This window comes from Peptoclostridium acidaminophilum DSM 3953 (genome assembly GCF_000597865.1).
Classification (GTDB): Bacteria; Bacillota; Clostridia; order Peptostreptococcales; family Peptostreptococcaceae; genus Peptoclostridium_A; species Peptoclostridium_A acidaminophilum.
On the sequence record NZ_CP007452.1, the window covers coordinates 228694 to 249096 of the forward strand.

Annotated in this window: 14 protein-coding genes and 1 riboswitch; of the genes, 10 read left to right on the forward strand and 4 right to left on the reverse strand. The window is 46.3% G+C overall.

The annotated features are described in order from the left end of the window. The first annotated feature begins 10 nt into the window (after positions 1–10). Both addB and addA read left to right on the forward strand, forming a co-directional pair. Entirely contained in the window at positions 11–3496 is a 3486-nt protein-coding gene (gene addB, locus EAL2_RS01340; RefSeq protein WP_051489053.1) for a helicase-exonuclease AddAB subunit AddB, read from the forward strand. Further along, positions 3480–7070 carry a helicase-exonuclease AddAB subunit AddA gene (addA, locus tag EAL2_RS01345; RefSeq protein ID WP_025434624.1) on the forward strand — a complete coding sequence of 1197 codons (3591 nt, stop codon included), beginning with the start codon at positions 3480–3482 and terminating at the stop codon, positions 7068–7070. The genes addB and addA overlap by 17 nt, the downstream gene beginning before the upstream one ends. 4 nt (positions 7071–7074) lie before the next feature. On the opposite strand, the gene EAL2_RS01350 is transcribed toward addA, so the two are convergent. The 3 genes from EAL2_RS01350 to EAL2_RS01360 all read right to left on the reverse strand — a co-directional run bounded on the left by EAL2_RS01350 (position 7075) and on the right by EAL2_RS01360 (position 10401). Then, positions 7075–8187 (reverse strand): HD-GYP domain-containing protein, encoded by a 1113-nt coding sequence (locus EAL2_RS01350; protein WP_025434625.1) that lies wholly within the window; start codon positions 8185–8187, stop codon positions 7075–7077. A gap of 119 nt (positions 8188–8306) precedes the next feature. Further along, entirely contained in the window at positions 8307–9710 is a 1404-nt protein-coding gene (locus tag EAL2_RS14675; protein ID WP_025434626.1) for a sensor histidine kinase, read from the reverse strand. Beyond that, on the reverse strand, positions 9694–10401 hold the full coding sequence (locus EAL2_RS01360) for a response regulator transcription factor (protein ID WP_025434627.1): 708 nt from the start codon (positions 10399–10401) through the stop codon (positions 9694–9696). The genes EAL2_RS14675 and EAL2_RS01360 overlap by 17 nt, the downstream gene beginning before the upstream one ends. 158 nt (positions 10402–10559) lie before the next feature. Here EAL2_RS01360 and dut point away from each other — a divergent pair, with 158 nt between their 5' ends. The 5 genes from dut to EAL2_RS01385 all read left to right on the forward strand — a co-directional run bounded on the left by dut (position 10560) and on the right by EAL2_RS01385 (position 14485). After that, positions 10560–10988 (forward strand): dUTP diphosphatase, encoded by a 429-nt coding sequence (dut, locus tag EAL2_RS01365; RefSeq protein WP_038601582.1) that lies wholly within the window; start codon positions 10560–10562, stop codon positions 10986–10988. Between the two features lie 236 nt (positions 10989–11224). Next, positions 11225–11310: riboswitch (cyclic di-GMP riboswitch) on the forward strand. Positions 11311–11415: 105 nt separating this feature from the next. After that, positions 11416–11745, forward strand: coding sequence for a hypothetical protein (locus EAL2_RS01370; RefSeq protein WP_025434629.1), 330 nt, complete (start codon positions 11416–11418; stop codon positions 11743–11745). Between the two features lie 109 nt (positions 11746–11854). Next, entirely contained in the window at positions 11855–12586 is a 732-nt protein-coding gene (locus EAL2_RS01375) for a lysophospholipid acyltransferase family protein (protein ID WP_025434630.1), read from the forward strand. Positions 12587–12591: 5 nt separating this feature from the next. Further along, positions 12592–12939 (forward strand): hypothetical protein, encoded by a 348-nt coding sequence (locus EAL2_RS01380; protein WP_025434631.1) that lies wholly within the window; start codon positions 12592–12594, stop codon positions 12937–12939. 88 nt (positions 12940–13027) lie between these two features. Further along, on the forward strand, positions 13028–14485 hold the full coding sequence (locus EAL2_RS01385) for an aminotransferase class I/II-fold pyridoxal phosphate-dependent enzyme (protein ID WP_025434632.1): 1458 nt from the start codon (positions 13028–13030) through the stop codon (positions 14483–14485). Positions 14486–14575: 90 nt separating this feature from the next. Here the strand turns inward: EAL2_RS01385 and EAL2_RS01390 are convergent, their stop codons facing one another. Further along, positions 14576–15277 carry a TetR/AcrR family transcriptional regulator gene (locus EAL2_RS01390; RefSeq protein WP_025434633.1) on the reverse strand — a complete coding sequence of 234 codons (702 nt, stop codon included), beginning with the start codon at positions 15275–15277 and terminating at the stop codon, positions 14576–14578. Between the two features lie 367 nt (positions 15278–15644). On the opposite strand from EAL2_RS01390, the gene EAL2_RS01395 reads away from it, so the two are divergent. The 3 genes from EAL2_RS01395 (at position 15645) to EAL2_RS01410 (ending at position 20182) form a co-directional block, all read left to right on the forward strand. Further along, on the forward strand, positions 15645–16973 hold the full coding sequence (locus EAL2_RS01395; protein WP_025434634.1) for a glycine/sarcosine/betaine reductase component B subunit: 1329 nt from the start codon (positions 15645–15647) through the stop codon (positions 16971–16973). A 34-nt stretch (positions 16974–17007) separates the two neighbouring features. After that, complete coding sequence (gene grdH, locus EAL2_RS01400) at positions 17008–18321, forward strand: betaine reductase selenoprotein B (protein WP_084480872.1); 1314 nt, start codon at positions 17008–17010, stop codon at positions 18319–18321. 340 nt (positions 18322–18661) lie between these two features. Beyond that, complete coding sequence (locus EAL2_RS01410; RefSeq protein WP_278246857.1) at positions 18662–20182, forward strand: BCCT family transporter; 1521 nt, start codon at positions 18662–18664, stop codon at positions 20180–20182. The last annotated feature ends 221 nt before the right edge of the window (positions 20183–20403 follow it).

The following is a 20403-nucleotide window of genomic DNA, read 5'->3' on the forward strand; positions in this document are numbered from 1 at the left end:
AAAAATTGAAATGGAAAAGCCCTGTAACATGCCGCTTTGCTTGCGGTTTGTTGCGGGGTTTTTTGGTATAATAGGAACAGGAGTTCTTATATTTGGAAGGGGTGGCATAATGCACATAAAATATGTGGTTTCGCGTGCCGGCCGCGGCAAGACAAGCGCGGTCTACGGCGATATAAAAAAATGCATGAATGAAAATAAGGACGTAAAGCTTGTGCTTATGGTACCTGAGCAGTTCACGCTGCAGGCGGAGACAGACATAATAGGAGCCCTGGGCAGCGAGGGGATAATGCAATTGGAGGTTCTGAGCTTCCAGAGGCTGGCGCACAGGATACTCAGCGAGGTAGGCGGAATAAAGCGGGTTCAGATAAACCAAAGCGGCAAGGCCATGCTGCTTCGGAGCATAATAGATGCCAATTCGGACGAGCTTACGCTGTATGCGAGGGCGTCAAAACAGGAGGGCTTCCTCTCGAAATGCAGCGCGCTCATAGACGACCTCAAAAGGCAGGATGTAGATCCCCAGAGCCTCATAATGTGCAGCGAGGCGCTTGGCGACAGCATGCTCAGGCTGAAGCTCAGGGAGATAGGCTTTATATATGAAAAATACACCAGGGCTCTCGAAGAAGGCTATGCGGACGAGCACGACTGGCTAAGGCTTCTTGCGCGAAAGATAGACTCCAGCCATCTGCTTGAAGGCGCGCATGTTTGGATAGACGGCTTTAGCGGCTTTAGCGCCGGGGAGCTGAGCGTCATAAACGAGCTTGTAAAAAAGGCTTCCGAGGTAAGCGTCAGCCTTACCCTGGACTTGGAAGCCGGGCCGGACTACGAGCTTTTTGCCGCAACCAGAAGGACAATGAAGGCGATTTCAGCGGCAGCCAGGGAGGCGGGAGCCGGCGAGAGCATATTAAGGGCTCGCCTGGAATCGGCAAAGCCGCCAGAACTGCTCCACCTTGAGCGAAACCTTTACGCCTACCCAGCTGCAAGATATGCGGGAGATACGGATGGAATAAGAATGTTTGCGGGTTCGAGCAGGCACAGCGAGGTTGAAAACGCCGCAGTAGAGATAATAAAGCTCGCATCCGGGAACGGATACAGATGGAGAGACATTGCAATAGTCACTGGCGCGCTCGAGGACTACGCCCAGATAATAAAGAGGACATTCAGCGAGTATGGCATACCCGTGTTCATAGACGAAAAAAGGCCGATTACAAACAATCCAATAATAAGATTCATATTGGCTGCCCTGGACATAGCAGCCAGGGATTTCAGATACGAAGATGTTTTCAAATTCATAAAGACAGGCTTTACAGAGCTTGGACGGGGCAGCTGGGAAAATCTCGAAAACTACGCCCTCAGATACGGCATAAAATCCTCGGCATGGATGCGTGAATTCACACTGGGCTCGGATGATGAGCGTACCATGGCAGAGGAGGCGCGGAAAAAACTTGTGCCTCCTCTTGCCGGCCTTAAAAAGAAGCTGGGGAAAAAGAAGACGGTAAAGGATTTCACAAGGATACTTTATGATTTCATGGTCGAGCTCGACATGCCCGAAAAAATTGAGAACTGGACTCAAATGCTAATGGACGATTCGAGGCTCGAATATGTAAATGAAAACACACAGATATGGAACATAGTCATCGAGATATTCGACCAGATGGTGGAAATGATGGGGGATCTCAAGGTGGATCTCCGCGAGTATGCAGGGATACTCTCCGCGGGCTTTGCAGAGCACAGGATAGGAATAATACCGCCCACCATGGACCAGGTTATAGCAGGCAGCCTTGAAAGGTCAAAGAGCCACGAGATAAAGGCGCTGTTTGTTTTGGGAGTAAACGACGGCGTGCTCCCCAGCGGATTTTCAGACGAGGAGCTAATACTCGACGACGAGAAGCTTCTTATGAAGGAGCACGGAGTCCATATTTCCACCGACAGCATTACAAGGGCTGAGGAGGAGCGGTTCTCAATATACACCTCCCTATCGAAGCCGAGCGGAATTCTATACATGAGCTATGCCATAGCCGATGAGGAAGGCAAGGCCTTAAGGCCTTCTATTATTGCAGACAGGATGAAAAAGCTATATGGGGGGCTCGTGACGGAATCGGACATAGTAGTCGACTCAAGCAGGCGGCTTGAAATGCTGGTTGCACCTCTCCCCGGCCTCAGGCAGCTTTCAGAGCTGATAAGGCAGGAGATGGACACGGCGATTGAAGACGGCCTCTGGAGGGACTTGTATTCATGGTACACCTCCCGCGAGCAGTGGAGCGAGAAGGCGGACATAGTATGCAAGGGGCTCTTCCACAAAAACCAGCAGGACTATATAGGCGCAGGGCTAGCCGCCAGGCTGTATCCTAGCCCATTGAAATCGAGCATATCAAGGCTGGAACGCTTTGCAAACTGCCCGTTTGCGCATTTTGTTAACTACGGCCTCTCTCCGAGGGAGCGCCTTGAGTACACAGTCTCCATGCCGGACATGGGCACGCTTTTCCATTCCTCGGTCGAGAAATTTTCAAAGGAGATTTCAAGCGAGAATATAAACTGGAGGGAACTCGAGCAACAAAAAAGTGACGCAATAGTCGAGCGAGTGATAGACAGCATGGTGCCCGAGTTTGGCAGCGGAGTGTTCTACAGCAGCCACAGGTACAGCTACCTGGTCAACAAGATAAAAAGAGTCGGTAAGCGGGCGGCATGGGCGATAGTGGAGCACATAAGAAGAGGAGAATTCGAGCCAATGGACCATGAGGTGGAATTTTCGGAAAAGGGCAGCATACCGGCTATAATAATAGAGCTGCCGGGAGGCGAAAGTATAGAGCTCGAGGGCAGGATAGACAGGGTGGACATATTCGGAGACGAAAAGCAGGGCTATGTAAAGATAATAGACTACAAGTCGGGCAGCAAAAAATTCACACTTTCGGATGCCTACTACGGGCTGCAGATACAGCTGCTGGTATACATGGATGCCCTCCTGGAAAACAAGCAGCTGCTCGAGTTCGACGAACTCCATCCGGCCGGCGTGTTCTACTTCAGGATAGACGATCCGTTTATAGATGCCGAAAAGCTTGGCGAGACAGACATAGAAAAGGGCATACTAAAGCAGCTCAAGATGAACGGCATAGTGCTAAGGGATGTAAGTGTAGTAAAGGCCATGGACTCAGAAATAGAAAGTGAAAGGTTCTCTAGCATAATACCGGCCGAGGTAAAAAATGACGGCGAACTCTCGGAGAGGTCAAGCGCAGTCAGCGAAGAGGAATTCAGAAGGCTCATAGGGCATGTAAAAAACCTGATACGCGAGATAGGAGCAGAGATAATAAAGGGTAAGATAAGGATACAGCCCTGCAGAAGCGGCAGCGAGATTTCATGCGGCTACTGCAAGTTCAAATCCATATGCCAGTTCGACACACTCCTCGAGGATAACGAATACAGGAATATAAGAAAGCTTTCGGACGGCCAGGTGAGGGGACTAATATCAGGGAAGGGGCATTCAGATGACAAGGTGGACTAGGGAGCAGGAGTCGGCAATAAAGGCAAGGGGCAAGAATCTGCTGGTATCGGCAGCTGCAGGTTCCGGCAAGACCGCCGTGCTGGTGCAGCGGATAATAGAAATAGTGCTGAGCGATCGGGTGGATATAGACAGGCTCCTCATAGTGACCTTTACAAATGCGGCTGCGGGCGAAATGAGGGAGAGGATAATGTCAGCGCTTGCAAGGGAAGCCGAGAAGGAAGGCGCAGACAGCGAACATATAAGAAGACAGATAACCTTGCTGAGCAAGGCATTCATAACAACCATGCACTCGTTCTGCATAGACGTGGTGAGAAGCAACTTCCACGTAATAGACATAGACCCGTCCTTTAGGATAGCAGACGTGGCCGAGGCGGCCATACTCATACAGGAGTCTGCAGATGAGCTTTTCGAGGAGTGCTACAAAAGCGCGCATCCAGACTTTCTGGAGCTGGTCGAGGGCTTTGGAGGAAATCGCGAGGATACAAAGCTTCAGGAGCTCATGCTTTCCATGTACGGATTCATACAAAGCCAGCCATATCCTCTAGAGTGGCTCCAAAAGAGCGTCGAGGACCTGAATGTGGGCCCGGACGACATTGAAGGTACAAGCTGGGGAATGACTATAGCCAAAAGCTTCAGGGACGAGCTCGAGGGGGCTGTGGACATACTGAGGCAGGCAAGTGCCATATGCGCTCTTCCAAGCGGGCCAGGCGAATACCTGGCGACACTCGAAGCCGACATGTCGAATGCTGCAGCACTTAAGGATTCGCTAGGCAGGGGCCTTTCAAGCTTTTATGCACAAATGTCCATCATCAAGCACGCAAGGCTGGCCACTATAAAAGGAAAGCGCAAGGAAGAGGTGGACGAAAGGCTCCAGGAGGATGCCAAAAAGCTAAGGGAGTCCTACAAAAAGATTGTCGATTCCATGAAAAGCGACGTCGAGGGAACCACGCTGCAGGAGCATGCGCAGCAGCTGCAGCGCATGCATCCGCTCATGAAGTATCTTTGCGGCATGATTGGAGATTTCGACGGCATATACAGCGCCAAGAAGCTTGAAAGGGGCCTGCTCGACTTTAACGACCTCGAGCATTATGCGCTCAGGGCGCTTGAAAACGAGGAGGTCAGGAAGGAGCTTGCCGCCAAGTTCGAATATATATTCGTGGACGAATACCAGGACAGCAACATAGTCCAGGAAACCATAATAGGCAGGATAAAAAGAAACGACAACCTCTTTCAGGTGGGCGACGTGAAGCAGAGCATATACAGGTTTCGCCTGGCTGATCCTACACTGTTTATCGAAAAATACGAAACCTACAGCAAGGACGGAAGCACAAATGATCTAAGGATAGACCTCGCCAAGAACTTCAGGAGCCGCGAGGAGATACTAGGAAGCATCAACTTTATATTCAGGCAGATAATGTCAAAGGAGCTCGGGGAGATAGACTATGATGAGGAAGCCTTCCTCTACAAGGGCAGGGAATTCGAGGAATGCACGGGAGCTCCCGTTGAGATAAACATAGTTAAAAAAGGAAGTGACGGGCTCGATGTAGGCAGCGAGCTCGAGGAGATGAGCGACATCGAGGCGGAGGCAAGGCTTACCGCATCCAGGATAAAGGAAATAGCAGGGCAGATGACTTACGACCCTAAGCTCGGAGCGTACAGACAGATAGAATACAAGGACATAGTAGTGCTGCTTAGGACCGTTAAAAACTGGGCATCCGTATTCATGCAGGTGTTCAGGGAGGAGGGGATACCGGTCTACTCCGATGAGAGCAGCGGCTATTTCGACACCGTTGAGATACAGATTTTCATAAACCTTCTGCGGCTCATAGACAACAAGAGGCAGGACATACCGCTCATAAGTGTTATGAGATCGCCAATAGGCGGCTTTTCAATAGAAGAGCTTGTGCAGGTTAGGCTTGCCAGCAGAAAGGCGAGCTACCACGAGGCCCTTGAAAGCTATGCGGCTTCAGGTGATACGGAGCTCGCGGAAAAGATAAGGCGCTTTGCAAGCAGGCTGGATAAGTGGGCGGATGATGCCAGGCTGATGCGGCTTGACGAATTCATATGGAAGCTGCTTGTTGACACGGGCTACTACTACTATGTAGGAGCCATGCCTGGCGGGGAGCAAAGGCAGGCGAACCTCAGGATATTGGCGGACAGGGCAGGCCAGCTTGAGAAATCAACAATAAGCGGACTTTTCAATTTCATAAGATTCATAGACAGGATGCTAAGGAGCAGCTCCGACATGGGAAGCGCCAAGGTGCTCAGCGAAAATGAAAACATAGTAAGAATAATGAGCATACACAAGAGCAAGGGGCTCGAATTTCCGGTAGTGGTGCTTGCGGGCCTTGGCAAGAAGTTCAATCTGAGGGACTCAAGCGCCGAGATAGTAATGCACAAGGAGCTGGGCATAGGGCCAAGGTATGTGGAGCCGCAGCTGCGCTTTTACAGGAGAACGCTGCCGCAGATAGCAATCAAAAAGAGAATCGACATAGAGAGTCTCTCGGAAGAGATGAGAATACTCTATGTTGGAATGACAAGGGCGGTAGACCGCCTAATAATGATTGGGAGCGTAAGCGGGGTTGAAAACGCCGCCAAGAAATGGTGCAGGCCAATAGGCACCTACACTCTCTCAAGCGCGCTCAGTTTCATGGACTGGATATGCACAGCGGCCGCAAGACACAAGGATGCGCTTGCCCTGCGGGAGCTGTGCGAAAACGAGCAGCTGCACGTGCTCGCGGACGGCCTGTCGTCGTTCGACATAAGGCTGCTCGACAGGACGCATGTGAGCGTAGCAGAAATAGAGAGGAGACAGAGGGCCGAGCACTTTGAAAAAGAGCTGATGGAGCTGAAAGGGAAACCTCGCAGCGGTGAATTTTCAGAGCTGATTTCCGGGAGGTTTTCATGGACATACCCCCACGCTGAAACCGTCAGCATACCATCGAAAATATCGGTGACCCAGCTTTCAAGGATTTCAAAGGAAGGGTATGAAGGCTCGGCCTACAGCATACCGTCGCTTTCAAAATCGCCGTCATTTGTGGAGGGGAAAAAAGGCTTCACGGCCGCCGAGAAGGGGAGCATAAACCACTTTGTAATGCGCCATATAGACATGCAAAGGACGGGCAGCGAGGAGGACATAAGGCTGCAGGTGCAGGATATGGTATCAAGGGAGCTGCTTTCTCAGGAAGAGGCTCAGGTGGTCCATTCAGGCATGATAAGCGATTTTTTCAGGAGTGACATTGGCACAAGGCTTAAAAGTGCCGGGGAGTCGCATAGGGAGGTCCCCTTTGTAGTGCAGAAAAAGGCATGCGAAATCATGCCTGGACTTGGAGCGTGCGAGGACTCAATACTCATTCAGGGGATTGTGGACTGCTACTTCGAAGAAAATGGCGAGATAGTGCTGCTCGACTACAAGACAGACAGAGAGCATGGGGGGATTGAAGAGGGCGCCGCGCAAAAATACAAGGGCCAGCTTGAATTATACAAGGAGGCCATAGAGAAGCTTACGGGGAAGAAGGTCAAGGAGGGGTATATATACCTTTTGAGCATTTCAAAGCAGGTTCGTATATTCTAAAAAATCACATATAGATTAAACAACAAAAATGATGTTTTGTGAAGTCTGCAAGGCTTGCGATTTCAACTATTGAAAGCTTTGAAGCCTTGTGCAGGTCTATGAATTCTGAGCCCTGCATCACTAGAGGCCTGGAGATATCCGAATGGTTTATCTTAACTATTTTGGCGAGGTTACCGTTGCTCAGTCGGACATACTCCCCTATGTAAAACATCGAAATCCTTTGTACGAATGTCGTAAGACAAAGCGGATCCAGCTTGCCGCAAAGCTCGTTTTCGAGCACCGAAAGAGCGTGGAAGGGCGATTCCTTGCATTTGTAGGGGCGCTTTGAGGTTATAGCATCGAACACATCTGCCACCGCTATTATCTTTGCAAAAGGGCTTATTTCAGCTCCTCTTAGCCCCAGTGGGTAGCCGGAGCCGTCGATTTTTTCATGGTGCATGAGTATTCCCGAGGATACCAGGGGGCTTATGTGCTTCAAATCCTTTACAAGCTCGTAGCCCAAAATCGAATGGCGCTTGATTGCAGTGAATTCCAAGCTTGTAAGGTATCCAGGCTTGTTGAGTATGCGCTCGTCTATCTTGACCTTGCCTATGTCATGCAAAAGTGCAGACTGTGCTAGCATCATGAGTTCGCTGTCAGAAAGTCCAAGCCATCTGCCCAGCATTATTGAAAGCACCGATACGTTTACGCAGTGTCTTTGTATGTATTCATCGAGAGAACGTTCCTTTACAATGCTGTCGAGCACCGCGGCGTAGTCCTTGAAATTTTCAAGGAGTTGCACAGACATGCCTTCGACTTCCCTGATGTTGATTTTACCGCTGGATTGCACATCGCGTATTATAGATTTTATACCGTTGGCCAGCTGCCTGAAGCACACCTCTGTTTTGACTATGCGCTTTATTTTGCTGCTCCCTGCCGTCACTACATTCTGAGCATGGACGTCTTGTATGCATGCAAGCTTGTAGGGGAATCGCTCCTTGAGCCTTGAAACAATACTTTCATTGAGAACAACTCCCTTGCTTACTATGCAAGCGCCATTCGCATCGAAAAAGTCATCGCCCAGGACCATGCCGGAATTTAGATTGAAAACAGGAACAGTTATAGTTTTTGGATGCATAAAAAGACCTCCAGCAATGATTGGTAGGAATAATGACACGGTATGCACGGTAAGTTATACCCATTATAAAAACGAATATAGCACAAATGGTCCTGTTTGGAAAGTGCTTAAATGCGATTTTAGGAATCGACGCCTTTGAGTATTGGCAGCATTATAATAAACTTGCAGCCCTTACTGTATGAGCTGTCCAGTATTATCCTGCCATTGTGGTTTTCTATTATCTTTTGCGTTATTGCAAGGCCCAGGCCTGTCCCGCCTGTCCTTGAGTTTCTGGAGGACTCGCCTCTCACAAACGGCTCGAACAGATCGCCCTTGAAATCCGCGGATATGCCTGCGCCTGTATCGCGCACGATTATAAAGGCGTATTCATCTGTGGCCTTGAGCTTTATGAAAAGCCCGGTGCCCTTGCCGCTGTATTTTATGCTGTTGTTTATTATGTTGCCTATGGCCCGCTCAAGCTGCTTGGGATTTATAAGGCACTCCACCGGGTGGTCGGGTATGTCGAAGTCGTACTTCATGTCGTTTTGCTCGAGTTCGTCTATATAGTTTATTATAATCTCGCGCGTCACCTCGCAAATGTCAAGCCTCTCGAAATCCTTTGTGGCGCTTTCGGTTCCGAGTCTTGAAAGCTCGAAAAGGTCCTGTATAAGGCTGTTGGCGCGTCTGGCATTTGCTATTATTATGTCCAGGTATTTTTCGACGGTCTCTTGAGGCAGATTTTTTTCGTTTTTAAGCGTTTCGCAGTAGCCGAGTATGTTTGTAAGCGGCGTCTTGAGGTCGTGCGATATATAGAGCACGAGATTTTTTCGGTTAGCCTCCGTATCCTCGCGCAGATTTATTTCGTTTTCTATCTTCTGAGCCATTTGGTTTACAGCATCTCGCAGGTCCTCGAATTCATTTTTGGAGCTGAATTTTATCCTGGTGCTGTAGTCGCCGGCGGATATGGTCTTTACACCCAGCAAGAGTCTGTTTATGGGAGATAAGATAAGCGACGACGTTATCTTGGCATATATGAGCAGTACCATTATAAGGCTCACAGTGAACGTCTTTAGAAAAACCTGCATGACATTTTCAGCCTTGGCTGAGCTGTTTGCTGCTGACGATGCAAACAGAACAAGGCTTTTCTGCTCCTTTACGTTCAGGAATTTGTAGTGCGGGGTGTCGCTTAGCATCAAATCAAGCATATTTTCCTTTGGGTATGTGTAGCCGATGCTGTGTGGACTGTTATACTCCTGTGTAACCCTGAAATTCGAGTCGAGTATCTCCACATATGAAACATCAGCCACGCCATATTTTTTGCAGGCTTTCTCCATGCCGTTTTCAATTATGCTGTTGTGCAGGGCTCTCAGGTCTATATCATCCGGCTCTATGTTTTTTTCAACATACGAAAATCCAAAGAACGAGGTTGTAACCGTCACTGCAATCATGAGAAAAAACAGTATGAGATAGTTGAGAAAAAACTGGGTCGATATCGAAATTTTTCTGTTGAGCAGCCCTAGCCCAAGCTTACGTAGCTTTATCATTTTTATCATCCATCCTATATCCGATCCCTCTTATGGTTTTGATGTACTCGGGTTCCTTGGGGTCGGTCTCTATCTTGTCGCGCAGATGGCTCACATGAACCATGAGAGTGTTGTTGTCGCCGACATAAGGCTCATCCCATACGGACTCGTAAATTTGCTTCTTTGTGAATATTTTTCCGGGATTCTCCATGAAAAGCCTGAGCATCTTGAATTCCTTGGGATTGAGCTCTATGCGCGCGCCATCTTTTTCGACGTAATAATCGTCAAGATCCATTATAATACCGCCGTTGCGCAGCTTGTCCTCCGGAGCCTTCATGGGATTGTATTCCATGTATCGCCTGAGCTGCGCATTTACACGCGATATGAGCTCTATAACGCTGAAGGGCTTTATTACATAATCGTCGGCTCCAAGCCCGAGGCCAAGAATCTTGTCTGCCTCGTCTGTACGTGCCGTAAGAACGATTACGGGAACCTTGCTGTGCTTCCTGATCCTTTTCAGGAGGGTGAAGCCGTCCATCTCGGGCATCATTATGTCGAGTATGAGAAGGTCGATCTTCTCGCGGCTGAATACATCAAGCGCCTCGACGCCGCTTGACGCCTCGAATACTTCATACCCCTCCTTTGACAAATGCAGGGCTACAAGCTGGCGGATATCCTCTTCATCTTCTGCTATAAGTATGTTGACGTTCATGCTGCGCCTCCTTTTGTCTTTTGTTAATGTAATATAGATACATATACCCAAAAGAGCCCAGGTAATAGCGCATTTTTGTGATTGAACACTGTCAAGCAGACTTTGAAAATATGCTATAATAAAATACTGTATGAAGCTAGAGGAGGAGGCGGTAAATTATGAAGCTGAACATTAAAAGGCTGAGCGGGGATGCCATAATGCCATGCTATGCCCACCCGGGAGATGCGGGGCTGGATGTGTTCTCGGTAGAGGAAAAGTTGATAGAAGCAGGGACGGCGGAGCTTGTAGGCACTGGAATAAGCATAGAGCTTCCAGAGGGCACGGAAGCTCAGATAAGGCCAAGAAGCGGCCTGGCGCTGAAGCATTGCATCACTGTTCTCAACACGCCAGGAACAATAGATGAAGGCTACAGGGGAGAGATAAAGGTGATTCTCATAAATCACGGAAAAGACGCCTTCAAAGTAGAAAAAGGGATGAAGATAGCCCAGATGGTAGTGCAGCCGGTGCTCAGGGTGGAGGTTGCCGAGGCAGGCGAGCTGTCCGAGAGCAAAAGGGGCGATAATGGTTTCGGATCAAGCGGATACTAAAGCAGGCATGGGGCTCAAGATACTTTTGCAGCATATGATTTTCATGTAAAGGATTAACAGGAGCAAGAGTATTAAAAAAAATATATCTGTGCAGTTTTTATAATGATATTTAAATAAATCATACTGTGTGATATAATAAACACTAATAATGCTCATGCTACAATACGTTGACATGTCGAAGCACATATTCCAAGCAGTATTCGAAGCAATATTCCATGAAAATAATCAAAGGAAGCATGTGACAATGGCAAACCTGCTTAAAGGCAGGGACGCAAAGCTATGGGTCTAAAGGGATAATCCCCATGACTGCCAGGCTGCCGGAATGCTTATATGCTAAAATAAAGCATAGCAAATAGCGCCGGAAACAGGGGGCGCTTTTTTTATAAGCATCCCACAAATACCTTTATACTAAGCAGGGGGTGTTATAATGGGAATCAAGATAACCAACGAACTAGTGAAATTTGTATATCTGAACACGCCGGACAAATGTGCGGTAGAAAGGGAGCTCGACAGGCTCTACGATATAATAAGCAACAACCTGAGCAAGGCAAAAAGCGTGCGTGATTTAAAAAACGCACAGAGTGATTTTGACATGCTAATGCAGATATCCGAGGTCCTCAAGCTAAGGGGAGATTTTGAAAGCGACGAGATTGACAAGTACATCCAAAAATCAAGCGTATTGATTGAAAAGCTTGAAATAAAGAGGGAGTACATAAGAAGAAAGAGAAGCTACAGCGGAATATACATATATGCATAGATTCATAGGCCTTCGAAATGAAGGTCTTTTGCTTTTATGTGGGGGTAAAATCTGCTAAAATTATAATGGGCATGGCCAAATAAAAAAATACAGCGAAAGGCGGCATCAAATGACAAGATCCATAAAAATCCTAATATACCTTGTAATCTATCTGACTTCATCGCTTGGAAAGCTGAAAAGAGTTTCTCAGCTCGAGCAAAGCGGTAAAAAAATCGAAAAGGACAAAATTGTAAATGAAACGGTAAGCAAATGGGCAAAAGCGATAGTAAGGCTCAGCGGCTCAAGGGTGAGCGTACAGGGACAGGAGAACATACCATCTGAAAGGGCTGTAGTGTTTGTGAGCAACCACCAGAGCAACTTCGACATTCCAATACTACTTGGCTGCATAGACAAGCCAAAAGCGTTCATAGCCAAAATCGAGCTTAAAAAGCTGCCGGTAATAAGCAGCTGGATGGAGAAGATGGGCTGCATATTCATGGACAGGAACGATGCGAGACAATCGCTCAAATCTATAAGCAGCGGCTCTGAAAATGTAAAAAAAGGATACTCTATGGTAATATTCCCGGAAGGCACAAGGAGCGAGGACGGCAAGCTCAGGGAGTTCAAGCCGGGCAGTCTCAAGCTGGCAACGAAGGCGAAGGCGCCCATAGTGCCGGTAACAATAATAGGCTCAAAGGACATAATGCTCAAAGGCAAGCTGAGCGTATATCCTTCTGATGTGCGAATAGTAATCTCAAAGCCGATATATACCGACGAGCTCTCCAAAGAGGATGAAAAAAATCTGGGGGACATCGTGCGCGGAGAGATACTAAAAAATCTGGGACAGTCTCAGGAGGCCTAGGGACGATGAAGACAAGCATACACGGCCTTTCGATAGAAACCGATTTTGAAATAAGGCTGGTAAGGGATGAGGCCTTTGATGCGGACATAATTATACCGGTGGGGGATCGAACTGTAAATCTTGAAATTGAAGGACTGCCGGAGTATATGGGAGGCAGGCTCCAATCGTGCATGGTGGCCAACGTGCTCATACGGCTTTCAAAGGACGAGAGCAATAAAGTAGCAACCATACACTATTTAAGGAGCATCGACCTTTATTCAGCAATGCTCAACTTTGAGATTGACTATTCAAGCTGCTCTATAAGCATAAAGGATGAAGGCTACAGTGTGCTCATGCGCATACAAAGGACATAGAAGTGGTTTCAACGGCATAAACCGGGGTAAAATAATATATTATAAAGTATAGGCGTTCAGACTTGATTTGGACGCCTTTTTTAAAGGGGTGAATAAATTGAAAAGTCAAAGCAGCACACCCATTCTGGATGCGCTGGTAGAATGCTGCGACAAGGAAACCATACACTTTGATGTTCCAGGGCACAAAGGCGGGAAGGGACTGGCGTATTTTGACACAATACTGAGGGAAAAGGGGCTAAGGCTCGATATAAACTCAGCAAAGCCAGTGGATTTACTCAACAACCCCAGCGGAGTGATAAAGCAGGCTCAGGCGCTGGCAGCTGAAACGTTCAATGCAGACCACTGCTTCTTCATGGTGGGCGGAACAACCGCTGCGGTACATGCGATGATAATGAGCACATGCAAGCCCGGGGAAAAGATAATAGTACCGAGAAACTCCCATGAATCTGTCATCAAGGGGCTTGTGCTAAGCGGCGCAGTGCCAATATATGTTCAGCCGGGCATAAGCAAGCGGCTTGGCATTACAAACGGGGTTTCTATGGCTGACATAAAGGAAGCCATAAACAGGAACCGCGACGCCAGAGCTGTATTGCTTATGAACCCTACATATTATGGAGCGACCTCAAACATAAGCGAGATAGTGAGGCTTGCGCACTCCAGGGGGATGGTTGTGCTTGTAGATGAGGCTCATGGCACACATTTTGGATTTCACAAAGATATGCCAATGTCCGCAATGGATGCGGGTGCCGACATGAGCGCAGTCAGCATGCACAAGACTGGAGGATCGCTTACGCAAAGCTCTATGCTGCTTGTCAAAAACGGCATAGTTGACTCAAGGTCCGTTATGACTACAGTGCAGCTCATGATGACAACAAGCTCATCATACCTGTTGCTTGCAAGCCTCGATGCAGCAAGGAAGAATCTTGCAACCATGGGAGATGAGCTGGTAGGCAGGGCTCTCGAGCTGGCGAGGGATGCAAGGAATAGGATAAATTCAATAAAAGGCCTTTACGCCTTCGGCGGGGAGCTCATAAACGGAGACGATATTTTCGGATTTGATGAGACTAAGCTGGGAATATGCGTTTCTGGGATAGGTCTTTCCGGCTTTGAAGTATACGACCTGCTTAGAGAGAAGTACAACATACAAGTGGAGCTTGCCGACGGGAGCAATATACTGGCCATAGTCAGTTTGGGCGATACCAGGAGCGATATCGATGCACTTGTAGCGGCACTTGAAGACATAATAGCGAGTCATTCCGGCGGGAAGCGCCAAATAGAGCAACCAATACTAATAAATCCCTACGTAGTAATATCGCCCAGAGAGGCGTTCTATAGCCCCAAACGGACAGTAAGGCTTGAGGACGCGGAAGGGGAGGTAAGCGGAGAATCGCTTATGCTCTACCCGCACGGTATCCCAATATTTGCAATCGGTGAGAGGATAACGCGCGATATGATAGATTACATCAAATTCCTAAAAAAACAAAGCGCAGTGCTTGTTGGGACCGAGGACCCGGGCATAGAGCATATAAAAATATTGGGAATGTAATGCGAGCTTAAATAGCTGCAATGCTGACAATTCGATTATAGCGTCAAAATAAAAATAGAATCCATTGGGATTCTATTTTTTTATATTTTTCTAGTTTTCAAATGCCCTGGTCACCTTCTCGTCCACCTGGTATGAAATAAGTATGCGCTTTAGGTATTCAAGTGTTTTGCTCGAGGCCTCGTCAGCATTATACGATGCCTGGCCGTCCACAACACGCGAGAGAAGCGACTGGTATATGAGCATGCTCATCTCGTTTATGGCGTCAATATCATCAGCCCTTATATAGCCTTCAGCCACGCAGTCTTCGAGTATGGCCTTGTTCCTAGCATATATGTTTTTCTTTTGAAGCATCAGAAGTGTTGAATCCTTGTGCTCACCAAGCTCCTCCGAGAATATCTCATAGTACTGCTCAACTATGTCAGGAAGCGAGCAGCTGAATTTGTCGAAGAATATGGTGTAGAACACCTGAGGCCTTTCGAAGGAATACCTGCAGAAGGCGCTCCAAATGTTGAGATACTTTTCAAGAGAATTCCTGGCTCCCTTTGTATAAGATGAGAGATTCCTGGAGTACTCCCTCAGGTATTTCATGGATGCAAAAAACACAAGGTGCTCGAGATTTTCGAAATAGTTGTAAATAGTGGCGCTGTTGTAGCCGGCAATGTCTGAAACCTTTCTTATGGTAACATTTTCAAAGCCCTGTTCCTCTATTATTTTCTGTGTCGCCTCTATGAAATAGCTCATCATCCTTATTTTTTGCATTCTTTTCTTAACTTCGGAGGTCTTGCTGTACATTCTTTATCACCCTAAATAATTATTTTATTGAATTTCAAATGTGATTATAACACAAATGCAAGCTCCAACATATACGGGTGGAGTAATTTTTGAACAAAATAATTATTGTGAAATTTTTTTCTATAGATAAAACTAATGTCTAGAGTTTGCAAATACAGGAAAGTAGTATAAGAGTCCTTTGTAGTAATCATGATTATTATATAATTTTGGTTGCAAAATAAACGGAGTGGTGTATAATTATAACAAAGAGTAAAAGTTTCAAAAAAACTCTGAAAAATCAAATACGTTTCACAGACTGGATTTGAAAAAACCTGCAGGAGTTTTAAAGCAAATCTATCATTTTAAAGTATGAAGGGAGTGTCTGTTGATGAAATTGGAATTGGGTAATTTTTATGTTGAGGAAATCGTTTTCGGAGAAAAAACGTCATTCAAGGACGGCGTGCTTACTATAAACAAGCAGGAGGCTCTGGACTATGTTATGGAGGATGAGAACATAACACATGCTGAGCTTCACATAGTAAAACCTGGCGACATGGTAAGACTTTGCCCTGTCAAAGAGGCCATAGAGCCAAGGATCAAACTTGACGGCAGAACTTATTTCCCTGGAGTTACAGACGAAGAGCTTACAAGATGCGGAGAGGGAAGAACTCATGCCCTTAAAGGCTGCAGCGTTCTTGTGGTAGGCAAGCACTGGGGAGGCTTCCAGGATGGACTTATAGATATGGGCGGCGAGGGAGCAAAGTACACATACTATTCGACGCTTAAGAACATAGTTCTTGTGGGAGACACCAACGAGGACTTCGAAAAGAACGAGCAGCAAAAAAAGAACAAGGCGCTAAGATGGGCCGGTCACAAACTTGCTGAATATATAGGAAAAACAGTAAAGGACATGGAGCCTCAGGAAGTCGAGACATACGAGCTTGAGCCTGTCACACAAAGAAGCGAGGAAGTAACAAAGCTTCCAGGAGTAGTATTCGTAATGCAGCCTCAGTCTCAGATGGAGGAGCTCGGCTATAACGACATGGTTTACGGTTGGGACATGAACAGGATGGTTCCAACATACATGCATCCAAACGAGGTGCTTGACGGTGCGATTATTTCAGGAAGCTTCATGCCATGCTCTTCAAAATGGTCGACATACGACTTCCAAAACTTCCCGGCGTTAAAAAGGCTATACGCTGAGCACGGCAAGACTGTAAACTTCCTTGGCGTAATAATGTCAAACCTTAACGTGGCACTTCAGCAAAAGCAGCGTTCGGCTCTTTTCGTGGCACAAATGGCCAAGTCTCTTGGAGCTCAGGGAGCAATAGTGGCTGAGGAAGGCTATGGAAACCCTGATGCGGACTTTATAGCATGCATAGTGGCGCTCGAGAATGAAGGAATAAAAACAGTAGGTCTTACAAACGAGTGTACAGGTAGAGATGGTTTCTCGCAGCCTCTTGTTACTCTTGACGAGAAGGCAAATGCCATAGTTTCTTGCGGCAACGTATCCGAGCTTGTTGAGCTTCCGCCTATGCCAGTAGTTCTAGGAGAACTTGAGGCTCTTGCCAGAGATGGTCTTTCTGGTGGATGGGCAGGAGATGAGATACTCGGCTCTTCTGTGAAAGCTGACGGCTCTGTTATAATGGAAAACAATGCCATGTTCTGCGGAGACCAGGTTGTAGGCTGGTCTACAAAGACTATGAAGGAATTTTAGTACTCTAATATAATCCTGACGGAGGTGCGAATAGATGAAAAAAGCAATCTTATACTTGAACCAGTTCTTTGGACAGGTAGGCGGTGAAGACAAGGCTGATTACGAGCCTGAAATAATAAACGGACAAGTAGGCGCGGCTATGATGCTTAACGGAGTTCTAGAAGGTGCCGAGGTTACACACACGATAATATGTGGTGACAACTTCATGGGAACGTACAAGGATGAGGCCGTTAGTAGAATAATGGGATTCCTCGAGGACAAGGAGTTCGACATATTCCTTGCAGGACCGGCATTCCAGGCAGGAAGATACGGCGTGGCTTGTGGAGAAATATGCAAGGTAGTAAAAGAAAAGTACAACGTACCTGTAGTTACATCTATGCATGTTGAAAATCCTGGAGTTCAGATGTTCAAAAAGGACATGTACGTGATGATAGGCGGAAACAATGCAGGTAGAATGAGACAGGACATGAGCGCCATGGCTAAGGTGGCCAACAAGATTATTGCAGGAGAGAAAATCGGACCTGCAGACGAGGAAGGATTCTTCCCAAGAGGAAAGAGGCATCAGCACTGGAGAGAAGACGGAAAGCCTGCTTCTGAAAGAGTAGTTGATATGCTGCTTAAAAAGCTAAGCGGTGAAGAGTTCCAGACAGAGCTTCCAATACCTAAGTCAGACAGAGTAGAAATAGCTGCGCCTATAAAGGACCTTTCGAAGGCAACTATAGCTGTAGTTACTACAGGCGGAATAGTTCCTGTTGACAACCCTGACAGAATCCAATCGGCTTCAGCCACAAGATGGGGTATGTATGATGTGACAGGACTTGAAAGGCTTGAAGGTGGCGTTTACAAGACTATACACGCGGGCTTCGACCCTGCCGCTGCAGACGCTGATCCAAACGTTATAGTTCCACTTGACGCCCTTAGAGCATATGAGAAGGAAGGCAAGATAGGAAAGGTTCACGAGTACTTCTACTCTACAGTCGGAACTGGAACTACAGAGGCGGAAGCTGCAAGAATGGCCAAGGAAATAGTTGTAAAGCTTAAAGAAGGCGGAGTTGACGGCGTTATCATGACTTCTACCTGAGGCACGTGTACACGTTGCGGTGCAACGATGGTAAAAGAAATAGAAAGAGCCGGATTCCCAATAGTTCAAATGTGCAACCTTATCCCTGTTGCCTCTACAGTTGGAGCCAACAAAATAGTTCCTACAATATCAATACCATATCCTTTGGGAGATCCATCAACATCCAAGGAGCAGCAGTGGAAACTTAGGTACCACAGGGTTGGAACGGCTCTAGATGCTCTAACAGTAGATGTTCAGGAGCAGACAATATTCAAGGTGAAAATATAAAATCCAAACGCATTCCAAAATATAATTGAAAAAATAGAAAACAAAAAATCCAAACGCATTCCAAAATATAATTGAAAAATAGAAAATATAAGTGAGCGGTAAAAGAGAACGGAAAAAGTGAAAAATGTACGGAAAGCTTTAATCAGGAGTGATTGCATGATGCATCACTCCTGATTAGGCAATAATAAATATTGTATCTAAATAACCCCTTATATAATATACAATATAAACATGAGAAACTTATTAAAATGCAGAAAACATAGCAAATAATATGACGATAAGTTAAAAAAATAACTAAGTGTTAAAACTAACTTTGGCTAGCAAAAAAGGAGGAATTTAATTGGTATCATTAAATAATGAAGCTCCCCAAGTGAAAAAGCCAGACAACCAGGTGTATTATATATCAATGTTGATAGTTCTTGGAATAGTTGGATGGGGAATGATTTTCAAGGACAACTTTGCAACCTTTGCAAGCAACCTTCTTTCTTTTCTTTCAGAAACATTTGGATGGGCATATCTTATGTCCATGTTCGTGTTTGTAGTTTTTGCTGCAGGTCTTGCTTTTAGCAAATTTGGAAATGTAAAGCTTGGACCTGATGACTCAACGCCTGATTTCAGTACAAAATCGTGGTTTGCCATGCTCTTTGGCGCAGGTATGGGAATAGGCCTTGTTTTCTGGGGCGTCGCAGAGCCAATTTTTCATTATCTTGCACCGCTGGGGATAGAACCAGGCTCCAAGGAAGCTGTTGATTTTGCATTCAAGACATCATTCAAGCATTGGGGATTCCACCCATGGGCGAATTACAGTGTTATAGGACTGGCTCTTGCTTATATGCAATTCAGGAAGGGAAAGCCGGGCCTTATAAGCAGCATATTCATACCGATATTTGGAGAGGAAAGAGTTCAAGGGCCAATAGGTAAAACGATAGATATATTAGCTGTATTTGCAACGGTTGCCGGAGTGGCAACTTCGCTTGGTATGGGAACTCTTCAAATAGGAAGTGGAATCAGCTATATATTCGGCATAGAACAGACTAATATGATGAATATATTGATAATTGCTGTTGTTACAGTACTTTTCATATGGACTGCAGTAAGCGGAATAGATAAAGGAATTAAGATACTCGGAGATATTAACTTGGTTCTGGCGGGTACACTTCTTGTGGGAACATTCCTAATTGGGCCTAAGGTGGCTACAATGAATGCGTTTTCGAACGGCCTGGGACTATATCTAAACGATTTTCTGAAGGATTCACTCTCGATTAATGCATTTGGAGACAACAGCTGGCTTAAAAGCTGGACGGTATTTTACTGGGCGTGGTGGATTGCATGGGCTCCATTTGTTGGTTCGTTCATAGCGCGTATATCACGAGGTAGGACAATCAGAGAATTTGTGGGCGGAGTAATATTTGCGCCTGCAGTGGCATCTTTCGTATGGTTCGCAGTGTTTGGAGCTCTTGGAGTAGGACTTTCAGATAAGCTGGGTCTTGATGGTCTCAAGGCTGCAGTAGGTGCGCCTGAAACTGCATTGTTTGCAGTTATGCAACATTATAATTTGGGAACCCTGTTGTCTTTTGTTACGCTATTGCTTCTATGCACCTTCTTTATAACATCTGCAAACTCGGCTACATTTGTACTCGGAATGTTTACATCTGAAGGAGATCTCAATCCCTCGAATCAAAAGAAAATAATATGGGGACTCTTCCAATCGCTTCTTGCAACGGCACTTCTTCTAGCTGGAGGACTTCAGTCGCTTCAGACAATATCTGTAGCAGCGGCTTTTCCATTCATAGGAGTCATGCTTCTTGCGTGCGTATCACTTATAAAGGTGTTATTGGAGGATTCCAAGTCGACGAAATAAATTAAGGGCAGCTATATAACAAGCCAGGAGCTGATGGTGCAGTATATGTGTCTGTCACTGTTTCTGGCTTGTATATTGACAACAATTGTTAAAATATAAATAATGTTTCAAACTTGTGTGTTCGAGTATAAATATAGAGTGGATTATATGATAAATTTATGCGAAGAAGCGTGTTCATTAAAAAAGATAATTGTGACGTTTTTTTCAATTGAAAAGTATTC

What these genes read in the sequence shown, in the direction of transcription:
- EAL2_RS01350 (WP_025434625.1), bottom strand. Translation starts at nt 8,187, where the DNA reads ATGCATCCAAAAACTATAACTGTTCCTGTTTTCAATCTAAATTCCGGC.
- addB (WP_051489053.1), top strand. Translation starts at nt 11, where the DNA reads ATGGAAAAGCCCTGTAACATGCCGCTTTGCTTGCGGTTTGTTGCGGGG.
- EAL2_RS01370 (WP_025434629.1), top strand. Translation starts at nt 11,416, where the DNA reads ATGGGAATCAAGATAACCAACGAACTAGTGAAATTTGTATATCTGAAC.
- EAL2_RS01360 (WP_025434627.1), bottom strand. Translation starts at nt 10,401, where the DNA reads ATGAACGTCAACATACTTATAGCAGAAGATGAAGAGGATATCCGCCAG.
- EAL2_RS01380 (WP_025434631.1), top strand. Translation starts at nt 12,592, where the DNA reads ATGAAGACAAGCATACACGGCCTTTCGATAGAAACCGATTTTGAAATA.
- EAL2_RS01395 (WP_025434634.1), top strand. Translation starts at nt 15,645, where the DNA reads ATGAAATTGGAATTGGGTAATTTTTATGTTGAGGAAATCGTTTTCGGA.
- EAL2_RS01375 (WP_025434630.1), top strand. Translation starts at nt 11,855, where the DNA reads ATGACAAGATCCATAAAAATCCTAATATACCTTGTAATCTATCTGACT.
- dut (WP_038601582.1), top strand. Translation starts at nt 10,560, where the DNA reads ATGAAGCTGAACATTAAAAGGCTGAGCGGGGATGCCATAATGCCATGC.
- addA (WP_025434624.1), top strand. Translation starts at nt 3,480, where the DNA reads ATGACAAGGTGGACTAGGGAGCAGGAGTCGGCAATAAAGGCAAGGGGC.
- EAL2_RS14675 (WP_025434626.1), bottom strand. Translation starts at nt 9,710, where the DNA reads ATGATAAAGCTACGTAAGCTTGGGCTAGGGCTGCTCAACAGAAAAATT.
- EAL2_RS01390 (WP_025434633.1), bottom strand. Translation starts at nt 15,277, where the DNA reads ATGTACAGCAAGACCTCCGAAGTTAAGAAAAGAATGCAAAAAATAAGG.